The organism is Flavobacterium sp. (assembly GCF_044341265.1).
GTDB lineage: Bacteria > Bacteroidota > Bacteroidia > Flavobacteriales > Flavobacteriaceae > Flavobacterium.
The window spans coordinates 37,512-61,501 of record NZ_JBIISA010000013.1 but is presented as its reverse complement, the minus strand read 5'-3'; the positions used below and the strand labels follow the sequence as shown (position 1 = coordinate 61,501).

Sequence of the window (23,990 nt, the reverse complement as noted above, 5' to 3'; positions counted from 1 at the left end):
TTTTAGTTTTATAAAGTAACTTTCAAAAGTTGTTTTTTCTTTCCTTTTCGTCCAAGAAAATAACAAGAGCCATTAATAAAAACTCCTTTAGAAACAATATAAGTAACTTCTGTAGATTCTTCGTCTAATAATAATTCATAATTAAATTTTCCTGTAGAATCAATAGTTAACAAATATAAATTGGCTTTGTTGGGATTGACATCTTTAAATTCTACACGTTCATTTTTTAATTCTTTTATCTTATCAGAAGCATTAATAAAAAAGTAACTCATGCCATTTTTAATTGTCGAAAAATAGGAAATATAGGAATCATCTGAATATTTGTAATATTGTTTTTTATTAATATTTCGGGACCAAATTAACTCGCCATCAGTATTTAATTTTACACTAACAATATCATTAAAAACATACGTTACAACACCATTTCCATTTGGTGAATTATTAGTCCATTCAAATTCTTCTTCTGCATTTAATATAATATTATCATTTTCAAATAAAATGGTTTTAATCTTTAAATCTTTGATGTCTTTATTGGTTTCTTTGCCAAATTTATCTTGAATAAATTGATTCGTAAATGGGCTATACTTTATTTTTTCAGATTCTAAATTTTGTTTGTTAAATTTAAAAAAACATAAGCCATCATTGTCTTCATAGGATTTTTCAGAGTAAAATCCAATACAATAAATCGAATTATTATGAAAGTTAAGTTTAAGTGATTTTATAAACTTATCTTCAATATCAATTGTTTTTATTTTTGTTTCAGTAGCTGATATTTGAGATAATTCAAAAGAATATTTTAATTTTTTGACCTTATTATTATAGTTTTTAGCCAAAATATATACACTTTTTCCATCTTCTGAAACTTGAAAGTTTTGAAGCATATAATTTTTTTCCTTAGATTGAATTAACTCTTCTTTAAAAAAGATCTGGTCAGATTCTGCGTCAAACAGATATAATAAAAAACCTTCTTGCTCTGGATTTTTATAGTCTAAAACAATAGAGTAAGCAGTTCTGTTTTCGTTCACAACTATACTTATGTCGCTATCATAAACTCTAGGTTTTGTAGAATTTCCAAAAAAAGCAAAGGTTAAAACCCTATCGGTTGAGGTATTGAAATTTCCCGAATTTACATCAGGTAAATTTTTATTAGCGGCTTCAAAGAATTTTTGTTGTAAATTAAAACTTCCCAATTCTTTCATCTTTTCTTTAGAAATCCTAAAGAGTTCTTTTTTGGTTAGATTAAAATTGTCATCAACAATATTTGTTCTACAGATGTATGCTTTTTCATTTAAATCAAAATAAATTTCGATGATGTTTATTTTTCTGTTTGCATAAAAAACACCTAAAACCAAATTGTTTTTTTCTGATAAAGGATGCTTCATTTTTAATTCAAATTCCTTGATGAGTTTTAAATTTGAATCATATTTTTCTATGTAATATCCATTTATAGGTGAAGTATCACTTGCTTTATAGGAACGAACTATAATAATTTCATTCTCAAGTGTTTTTTCTCCAAATACAAGAATAGATTTTTTATAGTCATCTTCAAACAGATTGCTTTCCTGAATTTTTACAGCAACGTTTTGCGATAATAGCGAGAAAGATAATAATCCGAAGAAAATCACAAAAAGGTTTTTCATCATTTGTATTAATTATAATTACTTCCCTTTAAAATCTGCTTTTCTTTTTTCTAAAAATGCAGTGGTTCCTTCTTTAAAATCTTCTGTTCCGAAGCATTTTCCAAAGTTTTTTATTTCGGTTTTATAACCATCAACACCGTCTTTGAAATTAGCGTTTACTGCTTTGATCGCTAATCCGATTGCGACAGGAGAATTACGCATAATTTTAGAAGCAATTCCTTTTGCAAATTCAATTAATTCTGTTTGTGGAACAACGTGGTTTACTAATCCATAGGTTTTTGCTGTTTCAGCATCAATCATTCCTGCGGTCATTACTAATTCCATAGCGCGACCTTTTCCAACTAATTGTGGTAATCGCTGTGTTCCGCCATAACCTGGAATTACACCAAGCGAAACTTCAGGTAAACCCATTTTAGCATTGTCTGAGGCTACTCTAAAATGACATGCCATTGCTAGTTCTAATCCGCCACCAAGAGCAAATCCGTTAACTGCAGCAATAACAGGAGTTTTTAAATTTTCTACAAAATCAAATAATAATTCTTGACCTTGTTGTGCTAATTGTGCTCCTTCTTCTACAGAAAAATTCGCAAACTCAGAAATATCAGCACCTGCAACAAATGCTTTTTCACCTTCACCGGTTATTATGATTACTTTAGTAGCAGTATCTGCATCTAATGTTTCAAAAGCGTTGTGCAATTCTTGAATGGTTGCCACATTCAAAGCATTTAATTTTGATGGACGATTGATAGTAATTTGACCAATTCCGTTTTCTGAAGTAATAAGAATGTTTTCGAAGTTCATGATTTTATTTTTCAATTATTGGAAGCGAAACCTTAAATGTTGTTCCTTTTCCGAATTCAGTTTCAAATGTAATAGTTCCTTTGTAATTTTCTATAATGTTTTTGATAATTCCTAAACCTAATCCCATTCCACTTGTTTTTGTGGTGAATTTTGGTTCAAAAATATGCTCTGTGTATTCTAATTCAATTCCAATTCCGTTGTCTTTTACCGTAATATTTACGTTGTTTTCTTCTCGTTTTACGGCAACCAAAATTGATTTTTCTGTTTGTTCTTCAGGAATGGCTTGAATAGCATTTTTGACCAAATTGGTTATGATTCTAATCAATTGCGTTCTATCCATTATAGTGATAATTTCTTCTTCTTTGCTTTCAAAAGAAATATATTCTTCATTAAAAATATCTAATGAAAATTCTACCACTTCCACCACATTTAAGGTTTCATTTTGTTGTGCTGGCATCGAAGCAAAATTTGAAAATGCCGAGGCAACCGAAGTCATCGTATCAATTTGCTGAATCAATGTTTTGGTGTAATCGTTCAGTTTTTGTTTCAAATCTGGATCTTCTGGATTGAATTTTCTTTCAAAACTTTGAACTGTCAATCGCATAGGAGTAAGCGGATTTTTAATTTCGTGAGCGACTTGTTTTGCCATTTCGCGCCAAGCTTGTTCACGTTCGCTTTGTGCTAACATGGTGGCACTTTCTTCCAATTTGTCAACCATGGCATTATAGGCTTTTATCAACGAATTAATTTCGCGACTGTTGGCTTCAATTACAATTTTTTCGTTCTTTTGATTCAAACTAGTTTCGTTGATTTTATCGGAAATGGTTTTTAAGGATTGCGTGATGTAGGATGCTAAAAAATAAGCCAAAGCAAAAGCAATAATCAACATGAAAAAATACACTTGACTCAATCGAATTAAGAATTCTTGAATTTCATTTTCATAAAAACTATCGTCGTCAACATAAGGTAAATTCAAAATTCCGAGTGGTTTGAATTTGTCGTCCTTAATTTGAGTATAGGAAGAACGATTTTTAATTCCATCGACACTTTTAATATCGACATACCTTTTTTCGATAGACGATTGTACTAATTTGATAATGTATTTTGGAATAGGCGGCGAAATACTATCAACAGAAAAAGAAGCTTTGGAGGATTTTAAAAGATTTCCATTCAAACTATATATGTTTATTTCAACATTATGAATATCTGAAAGTTCGTGGATTTTGTCTTTGAAAATTAACGGCAGATTTTTTTCCGTTAACGGATAAGTGGTGTTAGATAAAATGTAATTAATATGTTCTTTTACAGCATCTTCTTTACGCTCTAGACGTTCTTGATGGTAATTTCGAGCTTCATTTTTAAACTGAATCACCGAAATCGAAGCCATCAGAATGGAAGCAATCAAAATCAATACAATCATCGATAGGAAAATCCTAATTCGAAGTGACAGCATTGAAAATTTGAAGTTTTTAAACATAGTATTCAGTCTCAGTCTCGGTTTTCAGCCTCAGTTGCAAACTGAATACTGAACACTGCCAACTATTTTCTTTCTCTTATTCTCTTATAAAATTTGAATCCAAGCATAATTAAAATCGAAAATAAAAAGATTCCGATTACGCCATAAATCCAATTGAAAGCATTTTTTAAAATTACTAAAAAAACTACAGCAAATAAAATAATTGTGGCACCTTCATTCCAAAGACGCATAAAATTAGAAGAATAGTTGAATTTGTCGTTTTGCAATTGCTTATAAATTTGATGACATTTTAGATGGTACAAAAACAACGCCAAAACAAATCCGAGTTTCACGTGCATCCACGGCATTTGCAACCAAGCAGGCATCAAAAACAATAACCAAACAGCAAAAACTGTTGCCAAAACCGCACTTGGCCAAGTAATAATATACCAAAGGCGATACGTCATTATTTTGTATTGATTTAATAAAATTTCTCTTTCTGGCGAAGGTTTTTCGTTGGCTTCAATTTGATAAACAAACAAACGAACAATATAAAATAATCCTGCAAACCAAGTTATTACAAATATTAAATGAAGTGATTTTATGTAGTTGTAGAGTTCCATTATTGGTCAATTTTGTTAACATCAGGAAAACAATCTGAAGTAAATTTTGCAATTCTGTTTTGCAGTTTTGTAGAGCTGTTTTTTATCATTTCAGCCTCCATTTTTGTTCTAATTAGTTTAGGTTTATTATAATCATCATTTTCATAGAATCCACTATAAGAAATAATATCGGTCCAGTTTGAATATCTAGTTTTACTGGTGTCGGAATCTAAAAAATTAAATAATTCTTCGGGAAATTTTTCTGCATATTTTCTTGCAGGAATTCCTGGATATTCGGCTAAAGCACCATCAGATATCTCAATTGTTTTATCTAATATCCATCGATAAAAAGGTCTCAGATTTTTATCATTTGTAGATGATAAAGCCAAAAGATTTTCGGTTAAATTGTCGTCCGTTGGTCGGTATTTTCCATAATAAAATGCAATTGCCAAGGAGTCACAATTTTTGTTTTCAATATAAAATTTCACCGGTTTTCCATAAACAGAATCGACTTCAATATTATGTGTTAAATGAAATCCTGCTTGATAACTATCACTAGCTGATGTTTTCTGTTCAGCACTCTTTTTTGTTGTTGAATCCAAAGTTTTACTTTCTAATGTCTTACTATCAGAATCTGTTTTCTTAGAACAAGAAAAAAGAATAAAACTTAAAAAAATTAAAAAGTAAAATTTCATAAGATTTCTATCTTTTCTTAAAATCCTCAATCCAATTCGCCACAACACCACACCATTCATCTTCATCATTCATACATGGAATTGCCATAAATTCTTCGCCACCATGGTGTAAAAATTGTTCGTTAGCTTCCATTGCAATCTCTTCCAAAGTTTCTAAACAATCGGCTACGAAAGCTGGAGTTACAACTGCTAATTTCTTAATTCCTTGTTCTGGCATTTTGTTGATTTCAACATCCGTGTAAGGCGTTAACCATTTGTCACCTGCCAATCTTGATTGGAATGTTTGGCTGTATTTTCCTTCTGGAATTCCTAACAATTTTACCACTTGTCTTGTTGTTTCATAACATTGATGACGATAACAAAATTCGTGTGCTGGCGAAGGTGTGCTACAACATGAACCATCAATAGCACAATGTGATTTGGTTACGTCGGTTTTACGAATATGACGTTTCGGAATTCCGTGATAAGAGAACAACAAATGATCGTAATCAAATCCTTCTAAATGTTTTTTGATTGAATTAGATAATGCCTGAATATAATCGGGTTTGTTATAAAATGCCGGAACTTTTGTCAACTTCATTTCAGGAAATTTTGATGACACTAATTCATCTGCCAAAGCCCAAATCGTCGTGGTTGAAGCCATCGCATATTGAGGATAAAGCGCCAAAAGCATAACTTCGGTCACACCTTTATCTTTTAATTCTTGCAAGCCTTTTTCAATAGTTATAGTTCCATAACGCATTGCTAAAGCCACAGGTACATCAACTAATTTCTGAACTTTTTGATGCATTTTTTTTGAAAGGACAATTAAAGGAGAACCTTCCTCAGTCCAAATGCGAGCATAGGCTTCTGCCGATTTTTTTGGTCTTGTTTGTAAAATGATACCTCTAACTAACAAGGCACGTAATAAAAACGGAACGTCAATTACGTATTTATCCATTAAAAATTCATCTAAATACGGCTTAACATCTTTGGCAGTTGGACTTTCTGGAGAACCTAAGTTTACAAGTAATACACCTTTCATAATAAAATTTAATTTTTTGTAAAAGTAAATTATTCTTACTTTTTACATTTATGTTTATGTTTTTTTTATCGATTGTTTGATATACGAAATTTATGTTGTTATGTATTTGGATTTATCGACATCAAATACTTTTTCGGAGTTGTCGCAAATTTTTTCTTGAACGCCGCAATAAAATGACTTCCGGTGCTGTAACCAATTTTCAATCCAACTTCGTTTACATTATAAGAACCGCTGTCTAATAATTGTCGAGCGTAATCCATTTTGTAATCAAATAGAAATCCGTAAACCGTATCTCCATAAATTTGTTTGAAACCCATTTTTAGTCTTTTCAAACTCAATCCAACTTGTTCTGCTAATTCCTCCAAACCTGGTGGTTCTGCCATATTTTGGATGATGATTTCTTTGGCTTTTTTAATTTTTAAAACATTTTCTTCATCTATCAAAAACGGACATTGTTCAGCATTTGGATCTTCCGAACGATTGAAATACAAACTCAATAATTCATATCCTTTTCCTTTATAGTAAAGATTTTTAATTGATGGATTTAAATTATAATGGAACAACTGACTTAAAACAATAGCCATCGACGGACTAATATCAGTTTCTTTATAATATTTTTTATCCTTGTTTTCTTCACTCAAAAAAGGAATATGGTCGGCTTCTGTAGAAAACAAACCGTGAAATTTCTGAATTGAAATAATCATTGTGATTACCCACGAATTTGGTGCGATTTCTAAATTCAAAGGCAATTCTTTTTGTGGATTGTAAAACAAAAGTGCTTTTTCTTCTCTCAAATCTAAAGCATAATTTCCATCATTAAAGACAAATTTTGCTTTTCCTTTGATGCCAAAATGAAATTGAATAAGGCCTTGATTAACATGTCTTTTCACGTGAAAATTCTCATTTCCATCATTTTGAAAACGAATTAAGGTAAAATCATTTTCAATTTTTATTTCTTCTTGTGAACCCATAGCGATATTTTTTCGTATATGATTTTGGAATCATGTCATCCGCTTATTTAGAATTAATCTACATAAGTAGTTCTGAAAGACTTGATTTCATTGCAAATTTATAATAAATAACGCTAAAAAGTCAAATAAGGTTTAAAAAATCGCATAGCGACACAAAAAGTACTTTGAGCGTTACTTTTATAAATAGTATAGTAATATTTTTGTTGAACTTTTAGGTAAAGTACAAATATGGAAAATTTTAACATGTCGAAACACGCCACTTTTTATGCATTAGGCTTAAGCTACAAAAAAGCAGATGCAGCAATAAGAGGAAAATTCAGTTTAGATGCTCAAGCCAAAGCAACTTTACTTATACAAGCCGAAGCCGAAGGAATTGATTCTTTAATCGTTACTTCTACATGCAATCGAACTGAAATTTATGGTTTTGCGCAACATCCATATCAATTAATCAAACTTTTATGTGCTAATAGTCAAGGTTCTGTAGAAGAATTTCAAGAAGTTGCTTATATCTATAAAAATCAAGAGGCAATTAATCATATGTTTCGCGTTGGAACAGGTTTAGACAGTCAAATTCTTGGTGATTTTGAAATTATTAGTCAAATAAAAACCGCTTTTAATGAAAGTAAATCTAACGGAATGGTTAATTCATTTCTAGAGAGATTGGTTAATTCGGTTATTCAAGCGAGTAAAAAAATTAAAACACAAACCGAAATTTCTTCGGGTGCAACTTCTGTTTCTTTTGCATCGGTACAATACATTTTCAAAAATGTAGAAGATATTGCCAATAAAAATATTTTACTTTTTGGAACTGGGAAAATCGGAAGAAATACTTGCGAAAACCTTGTAAAACATACCAAACACGAGCAAATTACTTTGATCAATCGTACTAAAGATAAAGCAGAAAAATTAGCTCAAAAATTAGATGTTGTTGTAAAAGATTACGCCGATTTACAATTGGAACTACAAAAAGCAGATGTAGTTGTAGTGGCAACAGGTGCTCAAAATCCTACAGTTGATAAAGCCATCTTAAATCTTAAAAAACCTTTGTTGATTTTAGATTTATCTATTCCGAAGAATGTAAATGAGAATGTAAAAGATATTGAAGGCGTTACTTTAATTCACATGGATCATTTGTCTCAAATGACAGATGAAACTTTGGAAAACAGAAAACTACATATTCCTCAAGCAGAAGCAATTATAGAGGAAATCAAAGAAGAATTTATAGCTTGGACCAAAAACAGAAAGTTTGCGCCGACTATTCATGCTCTAAAAGAAAAATTAAATTCTATCAAAGACGGCGAGCTAAATTTTCAACGTAAAAAATTAGCTAATTTTGACGAAGAACAAGCTGAATTAATCAGCAATAGAATCATTCAAAAAATTACTAATCACTTTGTAAACCATTTAAAAGATGGCGACTCAATGGAAGAAGGAATTGAATGGATTGAAAAAGTCTTTCAACTAGAACAAGAGAAATCATTTTTATAAAATAAAATTTCACAATAATAAACCTTAATGAACCTTAATTCCTTAATGGTTCAAAAAAGAATAAAATGTCTGAAAAAACAATACGTATAGGAACTCGTGATAGTGAATTAGCACTTTGGCAAGCACACACCGTTCAAAAACAGCTCAACGATTTAGGTTACAAAACCGAAATTATAGCCGTAAAATCGCAAGGTGATATCATTCTCGATAAACCGCTTTACGAACTCGGAATCACAGGAATTTTCACAAAAACATTAGACATTGCAATGATTAACGGTCAAGTTGATATTGCAGTGCATTCAATGAAAGATGTTCCAACTGCACTTCCAATTGGAATTGTGCAAGCAGCCGTTTTAGAAAGAGCTAATATTTTAGACATTTTAGTTCATAAAGGAAACTTAGATTTTTTAGAATCTAATGGAACTATTGCTACAGGTAGTTTACGTCGTCAAGCTATGTGGTGGAATAAATATCCAAACCATAATGTAGTCGATTTACGTGGAAATGTGAATACCAGAATGCAAAAACTACAAGAAAACGATTGGAACGGAGCCGTTTTTGCAGCCGCAGGTTTAGAAAGAATCAACTTAAAACCACAGAATTACATCAATCTAGATTGGATGATCCCAGCGCCAGCACAAGGAGCGATGGTTGTAGTTGCAATGGCTGAAGATGAATTTACTTTAGACGCACTTTCGCAATTAAATCACATCGAAACTGAGATTTGCACGTATATAGAAAGACAATTTCTAAAAACATTAGAAGGCGGATGTACTGCACCAATTGGAGCGATTGCAACTTATAATGAAAAGGAAGATATTATAAATTTCAAAGGAGTTTTACTATCCATCGACGGCAAACAAAAACTAGAAGTCGAAAAAGTAGTAGATATTTCAGAATGGAAAAAATTAGGTTTCAATGCAGCTCAAGAAATTTTAAATAATGGCGGAACAGAATTAATGGCAGAAATTAAAAAGACGTTAAAAAAATAAATTCCTCTAATTTATTAAATCTGTGTTCCAAAAAAAAATGACAAAACAAATCAACATATTATCTACCAAAAAGCTTTTACCCAATCAAAAGCAAGTTTTACTCGACGCCAATATTTCATTAATAGAAGAAGATTTCATTGAAACTAAAATCAAGAATTTTGAACTTTCAAAAGTAAATGAAAATCTAATTTTTACCAGTCAAAATGCAGTTCAAAGTATTTTACAACATCCAAAATGCAATGAACTGAAAAGCAAAAATGTTTTTTCTGTTGGAATGAAAACCAAGGATTTATTAACACAAAACGGATTTAATGTTATTGCTTACACAGGTTATGCAGCAGATTTGGCAGAAATCATTTCGTTAATTTACGGAAAAGAAAGTTACACCTTTTTCAGCGGAAATTTACGTCGAGATGTGTTACCAAACACCTTAAAAGAAAACGGAATAACATTCAACGAAATCGAAGTTTATGAAACCAACATCACTTCAAAAAAAATTAAAGAAAAGTTAGACGGAATACTATTCTTCAGTCCATCAGGAGTTGAAAGTTATTTCAAATTGAATACCATAAAAGACGAAATCTGCTTTTGCATAGGAGAAACCACCGCAGAAGCATTAGAAAACAAAAAAGTAAAGAACATCATAATTGCAGAAAAACCATCGGTTGAAAATGTGATTACAGAAGTAGTAGAATATTATAAAAATTAGTTTGATGTTGAGGCTAAACAACCTTAAACTTTAAACTTTAAACTTTTAAACAATGTTAAAAAACGACCTATTTTTAAGAGCATTAAATAACGAAACCGTAGAACGTCCACCAGTTTGGATGATGCGTCAAGCAGGAAGATATTTACCAGAATTCAGAGCATTACGTGACAAATACGATTTTTTCACACGTTGCGAAACTCCAGAATTAGCAGCAGAAATTACAGTTCAACCAATTAGAATTGTAAAACCAGATGCAGCGATTTTATTTTCTGATATTTTGGTAGTACCAAGAGCGATGGGAATTCACGTTGAATTGAAAGACAATTTGGGACCAATTATTCCAAATCCAATTCGCACAATGGAGCAAGTAAATCAAGTGATTGTTCCAGATGTGAATGAAACTTTAGGTTACGTTTTTGATGCAATCAAATTAACCAAAGAAATGTTGAACGATGAGGTTCCGCTTATTGGTTTTGCAGGTTCGCCTTGGACCATTTTTTGCTATTGCGTAGAAGGAAAAGGTTCTAAAAGTTTTGATACGGCAAAAGGTTTTTGCTTTTCAAATCCAGTTGCAGCTCATACATTATTGCAAAAAATCACCGATACAACGATTTTATATTTAAAAGAAAAAGTAAAATCAGGAGTAAACGCAGTTCAGATTTTTGATTCTTGGGGTGGAATGCTATCGCCAGTAGATTATCAAGAATTTTCTTGGAAATACATCAACCAAATCGTTGAAGCTTTGGCTGAAGACACTAAAGTTATTGTTTTCGGAAAAGGATGTTGGTTTGCATTGAATGAAATGGCACAATCTAAAGCATCAGCACTTGGTGTAGATTGGACTTGTTCGGCAAGAAACGCACGTTATTTAACAGGCGGAAAAATCACATTACAAGGAAATTTTGATCCTTCAAGATTATTATCTCCAATTCCAACCATCAAGAAAATGGTACACGAAATGATAGACGAATTCGGAAAAGACAATTATATAGTAAACCTTGGTCACGGAATTTTACCAAATATTCCTGTAGATCACGCGAAGGCTTTTATTGAAGCGGTTAAGGAGTATAAAAAATAGCTGCCAGCAGATAGTTTTGAGTAATTCTATCGTATTTGTAGAAAATTATAACTTTAATTTGAATTAAAATTATAACTCAATAAAATTGTATTTTAAAAAAATTAAAAAGAAATGAAAGCTGCTATTTTAAATAAAAATGATTTAAACATAGACATTAAAGAGCAAGTTTCTGAATTATTTCGTCAATTAAGTCCAAACAAAATTCAGTTGGATCTTGAAGAAATATTGAATGAAAAAAACCAAATTACAGTTGCATATTGCGAGGATAATAATAAAATAATTGGAATTGCATTAATGTGTACTTACAAAGTTATATCTGGAAATAAAGGTTGGATTGAAGATGTAGTTGTTGACTCAGCTTCACGTGGAAAAGGTATAGGAAGAAAATTGATAAACTTATTAGTTGAAGTAGGTGAAGAAAAAGAACTTTCCGAAATACTTCTTTTTACTGAAGACCATAGATTGCCTGCAATAAATTTATATTCAAGCGTTGGGTTTAAACTTAAAGACAGTAAGATATATTGTAAGAAAAAACAACAAGAACTACGCACAACTATTGTGTAGCGGCAGAACGCTATTTGCTTTAAGCTTAAAAAAATGAAAAATAAATTCCTAACATACATCCAAAGCCTACAAGACCAAATCACTTCCAAACTAGAAGAAGTTGATGGTGTTGCTAAATTTCGTGAAGATATTTGGGAACGTCCAGAAGGTGGCGGCGGAAGAACGCGTGTTATAGAAAACGGAAACGTAATCGAAAAAGGTGGCGTAAACATTTCAGCTGTTCACGGAAAATTACCCGATTCTATGCAGAAATTATTCAACGTTGGTGAAGCCGATTTCTTCGCTTGCGGATTGAGTTTAGTGATTCATCCTAAAAGTCCAATTGCACCAACAGTTCACGCAAATTGGCGTTATTTTGAAATGTACGACGATAACGGAAATGTAATCAATTCTTGGTTTGGTGGCGGACAAGATTTAACACCATATTATTTATTTGAAGAAGATGCGATTCATTTTCATCAAACTTGCAAAATAGCTTGCGACAAACACAATCCAGAGTTTTATCCAAAATATAAAAAACAATGCGATGCTTATTTTTGGAACGCACACCGAAATGAAGCTCGTGGACTTGGCGGATTATTCTTCGATTACTGTAAAGAAACCGAGGAAATGAAAATGGAAGATTGGTACAATTTTGTAACCGAAGTCGGAAACAGTTTTCTAGAAGCTTATGTTCCCATTGTAGAAAAAAGAAAAGAATTACCTTTTACAGAAGCGCAACGAACATGGCAAGAAATCCGTCGCGGTCGTTATGTAGAATTCAATTTAGTTCACGACAAAGGCACGCTTTTCGGACTAAAAACCAACGGAAGAATTGAATCCATTTTAATGTCATTACCACCAAATGTTCAATGGGTTTACGACCATCATCCACTTTCTGGAAGTGAAGAAGAAAAATTAATTAAAGTATTAGAAAAACCAAAAGATTGGGTTTAAGCTCAAAGTGAAACAACTTTAAACCTTAAACTTTTAAACAATTTTAAACAACATATCATGTTCCCATTACAAAGAGGCAGAAGATTACGCGTTAACGAATCCATAAGAAGTTTAGTTCGCGAAACCACATTAAGTCCAAGTGATTTCATGTTCCCAATGTTCATTGCAGAAGGCGAAAACGTAAAAGTTGAAATTCCTTCAATGGTTGGTATTTACCGTCGTTCAATCGATTTGACTGTTGAAGAAGTAAAAGAACTTTTCGCACTAGGAATTCGCGCTGTAAACATCTACGTAAAAGTCGACGAATCTCTAAAAGATAACACCGGAAAAGAAGCTTGGAATCCAAACGGATTAATGCAAAGAGCCATCAAAGCAATAAAATTGACTTGTCCAGAAATGATTGTGATGCCAGATGTTGCCTTAGATCCATATTCCATTTACGGTCACGACGGAATCATAGAAAAAGGTGATGTTGCAAATGATGCAACTAACGATGCACTTGTAAAAATGGCCGTTTCTCACGCACAAGCCGGAGCCGATTTCGTTGCACCAAGCGACATGATGGACGGACGCGTTTTGCGTTTACGCCAAGGTTTAGATGCTGCAGGATTTTCAAATGTAGGCATTATGAGCTATTCTGCTAAATATGCTTCAGCTTTTTATGGGCCATTTCGTGATGCTTTAGACAGTGCGCCAAAAGAAGCCGATGTCGAAGTACCGAAAGACAAAAAAACCTACCAAATGGATTATGCCAACCGCATCGAAGCTATAAAAGAAGCGTTAATGGATGTTGAAGAAGGCGCCGATATGGTTATGGTAAAACCAGGAATTGCTTATCTTGACATCGTTCGCGAAGTTAAAAATGCGGTGAATGTTCCGGTAACTGTTTTTCATGTTTCAGGCGAATATGCAATGATTAAAGCCGCTTCCGAAAGAGGTTGGCTCGATCACGACAAAATCATGATGGAACAATTAATGTGCATCAAACGTGCAGGAGCAAGTTTAATTTCAACTTATTTTGCTAAAGAAGCTGCGATTATTTTGAATAAATAGGAGCGAAAGGCTCGGGATTTATCAGCAAACCATATTCCTGCTGCCTTTCCAAAGCTCGCAAAAAGGCGAGGCTTTTCCCTTTCATCAGGGCTAAATAGCATTTGTATTGAATTTTTATTCTCTGATAAAAATCATATTTAACTTAAACAATCAGATGTACCTTTGATTATATTAAATAAAAGGAAAATGAAAACAATTTTAAAATCACTAACTTTAGCAATAGCACTAATTTTGATAAGTTGTGGTGGAGACAAAAAAACAGATAAATTTGGCAACCCAATTTCAGAAGAAAAAGAAAATGTAGAAGCAACCAAACCTGAAGTGTCAGCATTTCCATTAGCCGAAAAAGGAAAAGAAATCTTTGAAGGAAAAGGAACTTGTGCAACTTGCCATAAACTCGATATTAAATTAGTTGGACCAAGCATAATCGATATTGCAAAAATCTACAAAGAGAAAAATGCAAATATGGTCACATTTCTAAAAGGCGAAGGTGAACCAATTGTCGATCCATCGCAATTCGAAGTCATGAAAGCCAATTTTGCTTTAACAAAAACGTTTTCCGAAGAAGAATTACAATCTTTAGAACAATACATGTACAGTCAAGCAAAATAAAAATTTGGATTTATTTTGAAAAATTGGTAGCTTTACTAAATATCAATTAATCTATGAAACCCTATTTTGCTTTCATTTTATTCATGTTTTCTTTCTATGGTTTTAGCCAATATAAACCTATATCTTTTAGTGCTAGGTTTAATATTATACCTTCAACATTATTTGACAATCATAGTAATGAGAAAATAAAAGTAATTAGTATTGAAATGTTAGGTAAGATGGCTCAAAAAGACATCTTAGACATCAATAATATTAATATTTCTCCAAAACAATACAGTTGGTATTCAGATATTCGTAGGATAGAGAGCCACAAAATTATGGCTTTAAACATCAGGCAACAAGATTTTTGTGGTCGTGATTTCCTTATAGATAGTCACTCAGAGGCGATTCAAAATCTTAATTTAAAAAGCATTTCATATCCTTAAAATGAAAACTGCCTTTATAAATTCACCACTTGGAATTATTAAAATTCAAGGTGACGAAAATGGAATTTCTATAATTTCCGTTTTATCAGAAGGTGAACTTTCCACAAAAATTCCAAACGAACTCCAAGAAGCAGTTTCACAACTTCAAGAATATTTTGAAGGAAAACGTAAAGATTTTGATTTCAAGTTAAATCCAAAAGGAACCAATTTCCAACAAAAAGTGTGGCAAGAGTTAATCAATATTCCATACGGAAAAACAATGTCCTACATGGATTTATCCAAAAAACTCGGTGATGTAAGAGCTATTCGAGCAGTAGCATCAGCTAACGGTAAAAACCCACTTTGGATTGTAGTTCCATGCCACAGAGTTATTGGAACAGATGGTTCATTGACAGGATATGCCGGCGGATTGTGGCGCAAAAAATGGCTTCTTGAACACGAAACACCAAGCCATCAACAAAGTTTGTTTTAACTTAGTCAAGGAGTTTTTTTTATTTTAATTTGGAAATTTAAAGTCATTTTAATTATATTCGCAACCTAATTACGTGTTAATCAGGGTAATTTAATAAATATAAACGCCATATAAATTCTTATTATGATTGAAAAAATCCGCTTAGACAACATTTTGTTTCTTGACATAGAAACGGTTCCATTAGAAGAAAATTTCAACTCGCTTGACGATGAAATGAAACAACTTTGGGAACAAAAAACTCAATACCAACGCAAAGACGAATTCACAGCCGAAGAATTTTATGACAGAGCAGGAATTTGGGCCGAATTCGGAAAAATAGTCTGTATTTCTGTTGGTTATTTTACAACCAAAGGTGACATTCGAAACTTTAGAGTAACCTCTTTTTTTGGTGAAGAAAAGAAAATTTTATTAGACTTCAATAATCTACTAAATAATCATTTCGATGGTTCTCAAAACATTCTTTGCGGTCATAATGCCAAAGAATTTGATTTTCCATTTATTGCACGTCGAATGATTATCAACAATGTTTCCATTCCAAACAAACTTAATCTATTTGGGAAAAAACCATGGGAAATTCAACATTTGGATACTTTAGAGTTGTGGAAATTTGGTGATTATAAACATTTTACTTCCTTAAAATTACTAACCAAAATCCTCGGAATTCCTTCTCCAAAAGGAGACATTGACGGAAGTCAAGTAGGGCATGTTTTTTATGTAGAAAAAGACATAGATAGAATTGTGACTTATTGTGAAAAGGACGTCATTGCTGTAGCACAAGTTTTCCTTCGTTTCAGAAAAGAAGATTTATTGGTGGAAGATGAGATAATTCATATATAATAAAGGATATCTAAAAAATGAAAATACCCCAAAAAGTTAGACACTAATTGGGGTATTTTTTTATTGAAAAAAAGTTAAGTATGTTTACTTTTTAATTGTAATCTTCTTAGTTGTAATACCATTTTCGTTTTCAATAGTAACTAGATACAATCCATCTTGTAACGAAGAAGTAGTTATTGTTGTTGAAATTGAATTTGATTGTACTGATTGAATCTGTCTTCCTTGTAAATCTATAACTGAAATTTTTGTTTCAAGATTATTTTCAGGAATATAAACAATAAAATCTTCTTTTGCTGGATTTGGATAAATAGCTACATTTTGTAGAGTATTTTCATTAATACTTAATGATGGAGTTAATCTACAAAATTGGATACTAAATAAATTTATACTTCCACCATCACCATTGTAAGGATCATCTACTCTAAGTGTCCATACTCCATCTGCTGGTAATGAATTTAAATCACTTAAACTATCAACAGGTGCAATTAATCCTGAAATAGATGGTGCTCCAGAGCATTGAGGTGCTGTTCCATCATCATTAAATTGACAATCTATATTGTCATGATCGCCACACGCCTCTTCAGTTAGTCTAATTACTGGACTTCCAATTGAACTCGGACCTTCAAGAGTAATAGTCATATCTTGTACATATGTATGGGTAATATTTAAATTAACTTTTAAATTACCAATTGAGTGCCCTCCAGTAATTGTAACTGGTACACTTGCAGAAGAATTTGCAACAGAAGCTATTGCTGCATCAGAGAAATCTGTAGCTACAAATGTTTGGTCACAAATTAATGCACCTGTAGTAAATGAAAAAATTGTAGAACTAGATACTAAAGCGGCACCACATCTGTTAGAAGGTGTAACTCTCCAGTAATATGTTGTTTCTTGAGCTAAATTACTAACAAAAAATTGAGTACTTGTTGTTAAAAAAGATGTAGTTATCGTTGAAAAACTTGAGGAAGTTGAAACTTGAACCGAGTAGTTTTCAGCATTTGGCATAGCTGCCCATCTTAAATTTACAGAGGTTGAAGTTCCATTTGTAGAGTTTGCAGGAGTATTTAAAGTTACATTTTGAAATGAAGAACTGTAAATTTTTAAAATTTTTGTTCTTGTTTCAGTTTCAGTTCCACGAGTTCCTGTTATTCCTATTGAATATTCACCAGGAATAACATTTTGCAAACCGTTTATTGACATTGTTACAGTTCCATTTGCGCTTAATGAACTTGGAGAAAAACTTGCATTTGCTCCAGCAGGTAATCCTGCTGCTGAGAAAGTAGTAGTTCCTGAACCACTTTGAGTATAATTAAATGTATAAGTTGCATTTTGATTAGCGCATAGTTCTAAATCTGAACTTGTTGAATTTAAAGCAAAAGTTGAATTTATTCCTGTAATTACTAACGAATAATTTTGTAAATTATTAACTAATGTGCCTTTGTGAGTAACTGCAATTGTGTAATTTCCTGCAGGAGGCGAATCTATTTTTACTTGTTCTACATTATCTACATTATTATCACCAGTTCGTTCTGCAATAAATGATGATTGAGATAATCTCCATGGGAAATATGTTGTTCCGTCTCTGGTAATTCTAATATCTAAATCATTTATTAGAGCTTTTATATTTTCATTAGCAATTCCATTCAAATTCATATTTCCTGGTAAATCAGTCCAAGTTATAGAAGCTATCAATGGTGTTGATCCATTTGAATTAACCTGCATTGTAAACACTTCTTCATTTCTTAATGATTGCTCAGAAACCCATGAGCTTAAACCATTGTTAGAAACTGTCTCTGCAGCTTTTTTCATGTTTAGTAAACCCCAACCATAGATAGGGTCTGGACCTTCATCTCCTGCATCATCAGCAGTATGACAAGCAATTCCTTTTAGAGTTGCTGAACGCATGTAGCTGTTGTATAAATTATTATGATGTTGTTGTAATAATATAAGTGAACCAGCAACATTTGGAGAAGACATTGATGTGCCAGAAAAAGTTGCAGTAGCTGAATTACCGGAGCTATTAGCAGAAGTTACATTGGTGCCATTACCAGCAATATCTGGTTTTATTCTAAAATCATCTGTAGGGCCCTGACTACTATCTGGGTTTATATTAATTGTTCCATTTACAGTTCCATCAGTATTTATTGTCACATCTTGACAATTTGCTACTACTAAATTATTTTTGCAAGTTTTATTTGTTGTTAATTTATCATAGCCAAAGAATAATGGATCAGGATTATCTGTAGTACCATTGTTACCAGCTGAAACAACTGCTAAATAATAAGGAGATAAATATGCAATTTCATCCCAAATATATGAATCAGAAACATAAGCACCAATAATCCAAGATGGTAATGTCGAAGATATAGGAACACCATACGAATGGTTAGAAATTAGCATTCCTTGTTGTACTTCAGATAAAGCTTCACTTTCGTCATCTGTCCAATTAAAAGTTCTACCTAATGCTTGAGGCGCCATACCTTTAATCGATGCTAAACTTGAAATCATTGTTCCTGTTACGTGAGTAGCATGTGAACTTAATGTACCAGAAGGTTCATCTACAACAGTAACTCTACCTCCAAAAGCATTGTGAGAAGCCCTAACAGTTCCGCCGTCCCATACTCTTAGAGTCATTCCTTGACCATTTAAGTTTAGACCCATTGCACCACCTGTATGTAAAAAGTTTGTTCTTGTGGTTCTTGCGGCATTAATGTTGTCAGTTTGATAATACATAGGATAACCATCTGGCGTAAGTTTCATTAATTCAGATTTACTTCCATCTGGATTTTCGATAACTATTGGCCAGTTATTAATACGAGCAACTGCTTCAGCTCTACTTTTATCACTACGCTGTTTATTTCTATAGTATTCTTCTTTTTCTTTAATTTTTTGCAAATCATAATTAGATACAATTTCTCTAACTTCAGCTGGTGTTTGTGCAAAAGTACATATTGAAGAAAAAAGGACAATAACAAGGAGTAATACTCTTTTCATTTTTTATTTTTTTTGGTGTAATTAATATATGAAAGCAAATATAATAATCTATTGTAATATTTACCAAATATTTACAAAAAATAGATGAAATTTAAGTTTTGTTTAATTATTTACTATTTTTAAATCAAAAAAAAGAATTTTTTTGTATATAATATATACATTTACGAAAAAAAAATATGGTATTAAGTAGATTTTGGCTCGTTATCTTTATTTCATCAATTATCTTTGTGATTTTTAGCTTATTTTCTGGAAATAACTACACAATTGACTTTGTATTAAACGGAAAAAAAGACGATCCAATTTTAGTTTCTGAAAAATATCTTCAAGATTTACCAGCTTTCATAAAAGACAGTATCGAAAAGGCTCCAGAAAAAACAATGGTCATCAATCGTGATACATTGAACATTGATTCTACGTATGTTTTTTCTAATAAAGTTGTAAAAATATATAGTGGAAAACAAAAATCAGATGGATTATTGCCAACCTGCAAAAGCACTTTGTTAGATTTGATTTTACCACTTATGGCCTATTTGGCATTTTTCTGTGGACTGATGGAACTTTTAATTATATCTGGCGCATCGCAAAAATTGGCGAAAATATTAAGCCCAGTTTTTGTAAAAGTATTTCCAAGTATTCCAAAAAATCATCCTTCAATTTCTTACATGACGCTAAATTTTGCTGCTAATTTTCTAGGATTAGATTCGGCAGCAACACCATTCGGATTAAAAGCCATGGAGAGTTTACAAGAAATAAATCCAGAAAAGGATAAAGCTAGTGATGCACAAATCATGTTCATGTGCTTACATGCTTCTGGACTTACATTAATTGCAACTTCAATTATTGGATATCGCGCTGCTGCTGGCGCTGCAAATCCTGCTGATGTGATGTTACCTTGTATAATTACCTCTTTTATTGGAACAATTGCAGCGTTTTTAATTGTAGGAATAAAGCAAAAAATCAACTTCAAAAGTGCTTCTTTGGTTGCAGGATTAATGGGAATGATAGGAGCAATTATTGGTTTATTGATGTATGTAAATCATTTGGATTTAATTGGTAAAAATTATTTTACTTCTAATCTTTCTGCTTTGATTTTGGTTGTAATTATTGTTTTTACATTGATATTATCGTTTGTAAAAGAGAAAAAATTTACAGAAGCAAATACCACCGTTTATGAAGCATTTGTGGTTGGAGCAAATAATGGAGTTAAAACTGGAGTCACTATTTTCCCTTATGTTTTGGGAATGTTAGTTGCTATTTCGTTGTTTAGAAATAGTGGTCTATTTGAAATTATTAGCAATTGGATTGCTTTTATTTTTTCTAATTTGGGTGTGGCAAAAGAAATTACTGACGCTTTACCTGTTGCATTGCTACGTCCTTTTAGCTCTGCAGGTTCACGTGGTTTTTTAATTGATTCTATGAATACATTTGGCGCTGATTCAATGACAGGAAGATTGAGTAGTATTTTTCAATGTAGTGCCGAAAGTACGTTCTATGTAATTGCAGTTTATTTTGGTTCGGTTAATATAAAAAACACTCGATATGCTTTAGGTACAATGCTTTTAGTAGATGTAATTTGTGTGATTACTGCAATTTTTGTGGCTAGTTGGTTTTTTGTAAAATAGTAATATGTACGATTTCTTTCATCTAGTTTGTCATTTTACAGGAAACATATTTATGTGGATATTTAATTTGGGTGCAAAATCTATAGACGAAGTTTCAAAAAAGGATAACTCGTGGATAGGTTTTATGTTTCTTGTCTTTATTTTTTTTGTGCTTTATTCTAAAATTTAATTTTCTTCAATCCACCAACTTTCCGTAACTTTACACTTCAAAAATATTTCATAATGGACTTTATATATCAAGATCCGTATCCGATATTAAAAGACGATACCCAATACAAAAAACTTACTTCTGACTACGTAAAAGTTGAGCAGTTTGGCGACAGAGAAATTCTAACTGTTGACCCGAAAGCATTAGAATTAATGGCGCAAGAAGCCATGAACGACGTTTCATTTATGTTGAGAACGGCACATTTGCAAAAGCTAAACAATATTTTGAATGATCCCGAAGCGACTGATAATGATCGATTTGTAGCCTATAATTTATTGCAAAATGCATCAGTTGCTGTTGAAGGTCAACTACCATCTTGCCAAGATACAGGAACTGCAATTGTCATGGCAAAAAAAGGCGAAAATGTTTACACTGGAGTTGATGATGCCGAATGGTTGTCAAAAGGAATTTTCAATACGTTTCAAAACAAGAATCTTCGTTACTCACAAATTGTTCCGATTTCGATGTTTGAAGAGAAAAATTCAGGTTCGAATTTACCAGCACAAATTGATATTTATGCTAAAAAAGGAGCTTCGTATGAGTTTTTGTTTTTAACAAAAGGTGGTGGTTCTGCGAACAAAACATTCTTATATCAAAAAACGAAATCTTTGTTGAACGAAAAATCAATGGAAGAATTTGTGCGTGAGAAAATTAAAGATTTAGGAACTTCTGCTTGTCCGCCATATCATTTAGCTTTAGTAATTGGAGGAACTTCTGCTGAGGCAAATTTGGCTGCTGTTAAAAAAGCATCTGCAGGATATTTTGACCATCTTCCAACTACTGGAAACATGGCTGGTCAAGCTTTTCGCGATTTAGAATGGGAACAAAAAGTATTACAATATTGTCAAGAAAGTGCTATTGGAGCACAATTTGGTGGAAAATATTTTGCACATGATGTTCGTGTAATTCGTTTGCCTCGACATGCGGCTTCTTGTCCGGTTGGATTAGGAGTTTCGTGTTCTGCTGATAGAAATATCAAAGGAAAGATTACGAAAGACGGAGTTTTCTTAGAACAATTGGAAGTAAATCCACAGCAATTTTTACCAGCAGTTCCGCCACATTTGGAAGCTGCAGTTGAGGTTGATTTGAATCGTCCGATGGCAGAAATTTTAGCTGAATTATCTAAATATCCAATTAAAACACGATTAAAATTAAACGGAACTTTAATCGTTGCTCGTGATATTGCACATGCAAAAATCAAAGAATTATTGGATGCTGGAAAACCAATGCCAGACTATTTCAAAAACCATCCTGTTTATTATGCCGGACCAGCAAAAACTCCAGATGGAATGCCATCAGGAAGTTTCGGACCAACGACAGCAGGAAGAATGGATGTTTATGTAGAAGAATTTCAAAAAGCTGGCGGAAGTATGATTATGCTCGCCAAAGGAAATAGAACCAAAGAAGTTATGGATGCTTGTAAAACTTATGGAGGTTTCTATTTAGGTTCTATTGGTGGACCAGCTGCGATTTTAGCGCAAGATAATATCTTAAAAGTTGAGGTTGTAGACTTCGAAGAATTAGGAATGGAAGCCGTAAGAAAAATTACAGTTAAAGATTTCCCTGCTTTTATTATTACTGATGATAAAGGGAACGATTTCTTCGCTAACTTATAAAAACAACTAGCCACAGATTCACAGATTACTATAATTAATCTGTGGCTATCAAAATCAATCAAATGCCTTTTAAAGAATCATTTTCGGAATTTTATACCAAAGTTAAATCGAGTTTAGAAGATGGAACTTTTGCCAAATTGACTTTAGCAAAAACTATCGGAAATGCCGAATTGATGAATATTTATGTGCGTCCGATAATGGATGAAGATGTTTTGAAGTTGGAATTAAAATTTAAGTTTCAGCAGGAAGAAATTATTGAAATTCATACAATAGAAAATGCTTTTCCAAGATTATTAGAATTTATTAATAATCCTTTCTTAAGTGCAATTTTGTTCACTACAGAATTTGATTTGACTTACAAATTGAATAAAAAACGAGCTGTGAGTGTTGTAGAACAATTTCCAACCTTTGGGAATGCCAACGAAGTTTTATTTGGGTATTTGGAAAGTAGAAAATAAACATTATTAGAATAAAAAGAAAACCACAAAACTCAATCGAATTTTGTGGTTTTTTATTTAAAGGATTATGTTTTTTATTAATCAATCATCATTTCAGGAATATCACCTTCAATAATTAAATCGGCTTCGGTTGATGCTATAATGTGTTCAACAGAAACCCCTGGTGCACGTTCTAATAATTTAAACCCTTTTGGAGTGATTTCTAAAACGGCTAATTCAGTAACTACTTTTTTAACGCAACCAACACCAGTTAAAGGCAAAGTACAACGTTTTAAAATTTTACTTTCACCAGCTTTATTAACGTGCATCATAGCAACGATAATATTATCTGCAGAGGCGACTAAATCCATTGCTCCACCCATTCCTTTTACCATTTTTCCTGGGATTTTCCAATTGGCTATGTCGCCGTTTTCTGAAACTTCCATGGCACCAAGTATTGTTAAATCTACGTGTTGACCACGAATCATTCCGAAGCTAAAAGCCGAATCGAAGAAACTCGCTCCAGGTAATGTTGTGATGGTTTGTTTTCCGGCGTTGATTAAATCGGCATCTTCTTCACCTTCAAAAGGAAATGGTCCCATTCCGAGAACACCGTTTTCACTTTGAAATTCTACAGAAATATCGGTGCGAACATAATTGGCAACCAATGTTGGAATACCAATTCCTAAGTTTACATAATAGCCATCTTTCACTTCTTTAGCTATTCGTTTTGCTATATCGTTTTTATCTAATGCCAT

At 32.4% G+C, this 23,990-nt stretch carries 23 protein-coding genes; 14 read left to right on the top strand and 9 right to left on the bottom strand.

The genetic code is table 11. The features are described 5' to 3' along the window. Positions 1-8: 8 nt before the first annotated feature. The 7 genes from ACIQ06_RS08410 to ACIQ06_RS08380 form a co-directional block, all read right to left on the bottom strand. Entirely contained in the window at positions 9-1,643 is a 1,635-nt protein-coding gene (locus ACIQ06_RS08410) for a hypothetical protein (protein ID WP_396145386.1), read from the bottom strand. A gap of 15 nt (positions 1,644-1,658) precedes the next feature. Further along, a complete protein-coding gene (locus tag ACIQ06_RS08405) occupies positions 1,659-2,441 on the bottom strand; it encodes an enoyl-CoA hydratase/isomerase family protein (RefSeq protein ID WP_396145384.1) in 783 nt (260 codons plus the stop codon). A 4-nt stretch (positions 2,442-2,445) separates the two neighbouring features. Further along, positions 2,446-3,861, bottom strand: a complete 1,416-nt coding sequence (locus tag ACIQ06_RS08400) for a sensor histidine kinase (RefSeq protein ID WP_396145419.1) — start codon at positions 3,859-3,861, stop codon at positions 2,446-2,448. A 119-nt stretch (positions 3,862-3,980) separates the two neighbouring features. Next, on the bottom strand, positions 3,981-4,520 hold the full coding sequence (locus ACIQ06_RS08395) for a CopD family protein (RefSeq protein WP_396145382.1): 540 nt from the start codon (positions 4,518-4,520) through the stop codon (positions 3,981-3,983). Further along, entirely contained in the window at positions 4,520-5,194 is a 675-nt protein-coding gene (locus ACIQ06_RS08390; RefSeq protein WP_396145380.1) for a hypothetical protein, read from the bottom strand. Before ACIQ06_RS08390 ends, ACIQ06_RS08395 begins: the two co-directional genes overlap by 1 nt. A gap of 7 nt (positions 5,195-5,201) precedes the next feature. Continuing rightward, a complete protein-coding gene (hemH, locus tag ACIQ06_RS08385; protein ID WP_396145378.1) occupies positions 5,202-6,218 on the bottom strand; it encodes a ferrochelatase in 1,017 nt (338 codons plus the stop codon). Positions 6,219-6,316: 98 nt separating this feature from the next. Next, positions 6,317-7,189: a helix-turn-helix transcriptional regulator gene (locus ACIQ06_RS08380; RefSeq protein WP_396145376.1), complete on the bottom strand. Its 873-nt coding sequence runs from the start codon at positions 7,187-7,189 to the stop codon at positions 6,317-6,319. A gap of 228 nt (positions 7,190-7,417) precedes the next feature. Between ACIQ06_RS08380 and hemA the strand changes: the two genes are divergently transcribed. The 11 genes from hemA to ACIQ06_RS08325 all read left to right on the top strand — a co-directional run bounded on the left by hemA (position 7,418) and on the right by ACIQ06_RS08325 (position 16,355). Continuing rightward, positions 7,418-8,677 (top strand): glutamyl-tRNA reductase, encoded by a 1,260-nt coding sequence (hemA, locus tag ACIQ06_RS08375; protein ID WP_396145374.1) that lies wholly within the window; start codon positions 7,418-7,420, stop codon positions 8,675-8,677. Positions 8,678-8,742: 65 nt separating this feature from the next. Further along, the gene (gene hemC / locus ACIQ06_RS08370; protein WP_396145372.1) at positions 8,743-9,669 is read left to right on the top strand and encodes a hydroxymethylbilane synthase; all 927 of its coding nucleotides are present in this window, start codon (positions 8,743-8,745) and stop codon (positions 9,667-9,669) included. Between the two features lie 37 nt (positions 9,670-9,706). Continuing rightward, positions 9,707-10,378: a uroporphyrinogen-III synthase gene (locus ACIQ06_RS08365; protein WP_396145370.1), complete on the top strand. Its 672-nt coding sequence runs from the start codon at positions 9,707-9,709 to the stop codon at positions 10,376-10,378. Positions 10,379-10,430: 52 nt separating this feature from the next. Further along, positions 10,431-11,456: a uroporphyrinogen decarboxylase gene (hemE, locus tag ACIQ06_RS08360; protein WP_396145368.1), complete on the top strand. Its 1,026-nt coding sequence runs from the start codon at positions 10,431-10,433 to the stop codon at positions 11,454-11,456. A gap of 111 nt (positions 11,457-11,567) precedes the next feature. Next, complete coding sequence (locus tag ACIQ06_RS08355) at positions 11,568-12,020, top strand: GNAT family N-acetyltransferase (RefSeq protein WP_396145366.1); 453 nt, start codon at positions 11,568-11,570, stop codon at positions 12,018-12,020. Positions 12,021-12,053: 33 nt separating this feature from the next. Beyond that, on the top strand, positions 12,054-12,956 hold the full coding sequence (gene hemF / locus ACIQ06_RS08350; protein ID WP_396145364.1) for an oxygen-dependent coproporphyrinogen oxidase: 903 nt from the start codon (positions 12,054-12,056) through the stop codon (positions 12,954-12,956). Between the two features lie 57 nt (positions 12,957-13,013). Beyond that, complete coding sequence (hemB, locus tag ACIQ06_RS08345) at positions 13,014-14,009, top strand: porphobilinogen synthase (RefSeq protein WP_396145363.1); 996 nt, start codon at positions 13,014-13,016, stop codon at positions 14,007-14,009. A 186-nt stretch (positions 14,010-14,195) separates the two neighbouring features. Continuing rightward, positions 14,196-14,621, top strand: coding sequence for a c-type cytochrome (locus tag ACIQ06_RS08340; RefSeq protein WP_396145361.1), 426 nt, complete (start codon positions 14,196-14,198; stop codon positions 14,619-14,621). A 53-nt stretch (positions 14,622-14,674) separates the two neighbouring features. Next, a complete protein-coding gene (locus ACIQ06_RS08335; RefSeq protein WP_396145359.1) occupies positions 14,675-15,046 on the top strand; it encodes a hypothetical protein in 372 nt (123 codons plus the stop codon). 1 nt (position 15,047) lies between these two features. Continuing rightward, positions 15,048-15,518 carry a methylated-DNA--[protein]-cysteine S-methyltransferase gene (locus tag ACIQ06_RS08330; RefSeq protein ID WP_396145357.1) on the top strand — a complete coding sequence of 157 codons (471 nt, stop codon included), beginning with the start codon at positions 15,048-15,050 and terminating at the stop codon, positions 15,516-15,518. Positions 15,519-15,641: 123 nt separating this feature from the next. Continuing rightward, a complete protein-coding gene (locus ACIQ06_RS08325; protein WP_396145355.1) occupies positions 15,642-16,355 on the top strand; it encodes a 3'-5' exonuclease in 714 nt (237 codons plus the stop codon). Between the two features lie 84 nt (positions 16,356-16,439). Here the strand turns inward: ACIQ06_RS08325 and ACIQ06_RS08320 are convergent, their stop codons facing one another. After that, complete coding sequence (locus tag ACIQ06_RS08320) at positions 16,440-19,349, bottom strand: S8 family serine peptidase (protein ID WP_396145353.1); 2,910 nt, start codon at positions 19,347-19,349, stop codon at positions 16,440-16,442. Between the two features lie 176 nt (positions 19,350-19,525). Between ACIQ06_RS08320 and ACIQ06_RS08315 the strand changes: the two genes are divergently transcribed. The 3 genes from ACIQ06_RS08315 to ACIQ06_RS08305 all read left to right on the top strand — a co-directional run bounded on the left by ACIQ06_RS08315 (position 19,526) and on the right by ACIQ06_RS08305 (position 23,253). Beyond that, the gene (locus tag ACIQ06_RS08315) at positions 19,526-20,971 is read left to right on the top strand and encodes a nucleoside recognition domain-containing protein (RefSeq protein WP_396145351.1); all 1,446 of its coding nucleotides are present in this window, start codon (positions 19,526-19,528) and stop codon (positions 20,969-20,971) included. 222 nt (positions 20,972-21,193) lie between these two features. Further along, on the top strand, positions 21,194-22,795 hold the full coding sequence (locus ACIQ06_RS08310; protein WP_396145349.1) for a fumarate hydratase: 1,602 nt from the start codon (positions 21,194-21,196) through the stop codon (positions 22,793-22,795). Between the two features lie 62 nt (positions 22,796-22,857). Further along, positions 22,858-23,253 carry a hypothetical protein gene (locus ACIQ06_RS08305; protein ID WP_396145347.1) on the top strand — a complete coding sequence of 132 codons (396 nt, stop codon included), beginning with the start codon at positions 22,858-22,860 and terminating at the stop codon, positions 23,251-23,253. 77 nt (positions 23,254-23,330) lie between these two features. Here ACIQ06_RS08305 and ACIQ06_RS08300 read toward each other — a convergent pair whose 3' ends face one another. Beyond that, complete coding sequence (locus tag ACIQ06_RS08300; RefSeq protein WP_396145345.1) at positions 23,331-23,990, bottom strand: CoA transferase subunit B; 660 nt, start codon at positions 23,988-23,990, stop codon at positions 23,331-23,333.

Coding starts and splice junctions, on each gene's coding strand:
- ACIQ06_RS08300 (WP_396145345.1), bottom strand. CDS start 23,990: ATGGCATTAGATAAAAACGATATAGCAAAACGAATAGCTAAAGAAGTG.
- ACIQ06_RS08355 (WP_396145366.1), top strand. CDS start 11,568: ATGAAAGCTGCTATTTTAAATAAAAATGATTTAAACATAGACATTAAA.
- hemB (WP_396145363.1), top strand. CDS start 13,014: ATGTTCCCATTACAAAGAGGCAGAAGATTACGCGTTAACGAATCCATA.
- ACIQ06_RS08395 (WP_396145382.1), bottom strand. CDS start 4,520: ATGGAACTCTACAACTACATAAAATCACTTCATTTAATATTTGTAATA.
- ACIQ06_RS08400 (WP_396145419.1), bottom strand. CDS start 3,861: ATGATTGTATTGATTTTGATTGCTTCCATTCTGATGGCTTCGATTTCG.
- ACIQ06_RS08365 (WP_396145370.1), top strand. CDS start 9,707: ATGACAAAACAAATCAACATATTATCTACCAAAAAGCTTTTACCCAAT.
- ACIQ06_RS08305 (WP_396145347.1), top strand. CDS start 22,858: ATGCCTTTTAAAGAATCATTTTCGGAATTTTATACCAAAGTTAAATCG.
- ACIQ06_RS08405 (WP_396145384.1), bottom strand. CDS start 2,441: ATGAACTTCGAAAACATTCTTATTACTTCAGAAAACGGAATTGGTCAA.
- ACIQ06_RS08410 (WP_396145386.1), bottom strand. CDS start 1,643: ATGATGAAAAACCTTTTTGTGATTTTCTTCGGATTATTATCTTTCTCG.
- hemA (WP_396145374.1), top strand. CDS start 7,418: ATGGAAAATTTTAACATGTCGAAACACGCCACTTTTTATGCATTAGGC.
- hemH (WP_396145378.1), bottom strand. CDS start 6,218: ATGAAAGGTGTATTACTTGTAAACTTAGGTTCTCCAGAAAGTCCAACT.
- ACIQ06_RS08310 (WP_396145349.1), top strand. CDS start 21,194: ATGGACTTTATATATCAAGATCCGTATCCGATATTAAAAGACGATACC.
- hemF (WP_396145364.1), top strand. CDS start 12,054: ATGAAAAATAAATTCCTAACATACATCCAAAGCCTACAAGACCAAATC.
- ACIQ06_RS08320 (WP_396145353.1), bottom strand. CDS start 19,349: ATGAAAAGAGTATTACTCCTTGTTATTGTCCTTTTTTCTTCAATATGT.
- hemE (WP_396145368.1), top strand. CDS start 10,431: ATGTTAAAAAACGACCTATTTTTAAGAGCATTAAATAACGAAACCGTA.
- ACIQ06_RS08380 (WP_396145376.1), bottom strand. CDS start 7,189: ATGGGTTCACAAGAAGAAATAAAAATTGAAAATGATTTTACCTTAATT.
- ACIQ06_RS08315 (WP_396145351.1), top strand. CDS start 19,526: ATGGTATTAAGTAGATTTTGGCTCGTTATCTTTATTTCATCAATTATC.
- ACIQ06_RS08340 (WP_396145361.1), top strand. CDS start 14,196: ATGAAAACAATTTTAAAATCACTAACTTTAGCAATAGCACTAATTTTG.
- ACIQ06_RS08330 (WP_396145357.1), top strand. CDS start 15,048: ATGAAAACTGCCTTTATAAATTCACCACTTGGAATTATTAAAATTCAA.
- ACIQ06_RS08335 (WP_396145359.1), top strand. CDS start 14,675: ATGAAACCCTATTTTGCTTTCATTTTATTCATGTTTTCTTTCTATGGT.
- ACIQ06_RS08325 (WP_396145355.1), top strand. CDS start 15,642: ATGATTGAAAAAATCCGCTTAGACAACATTTTGTTTCTTGACATAGAA.
- hemC (WP_396145372.1), top strand. CDS start 8,743: ATGTCTGAAAAAACAATACGTATAGGAACTCGTGATAGTGAATTAGCA.
- ACIQ06_RS08390 (WP_396145380.1), bottom strand. CDS start 5,194: ATGAAATTTTACTTTTTAATTTTTTTAAGTTTTATTCTTTTTTCTTGT.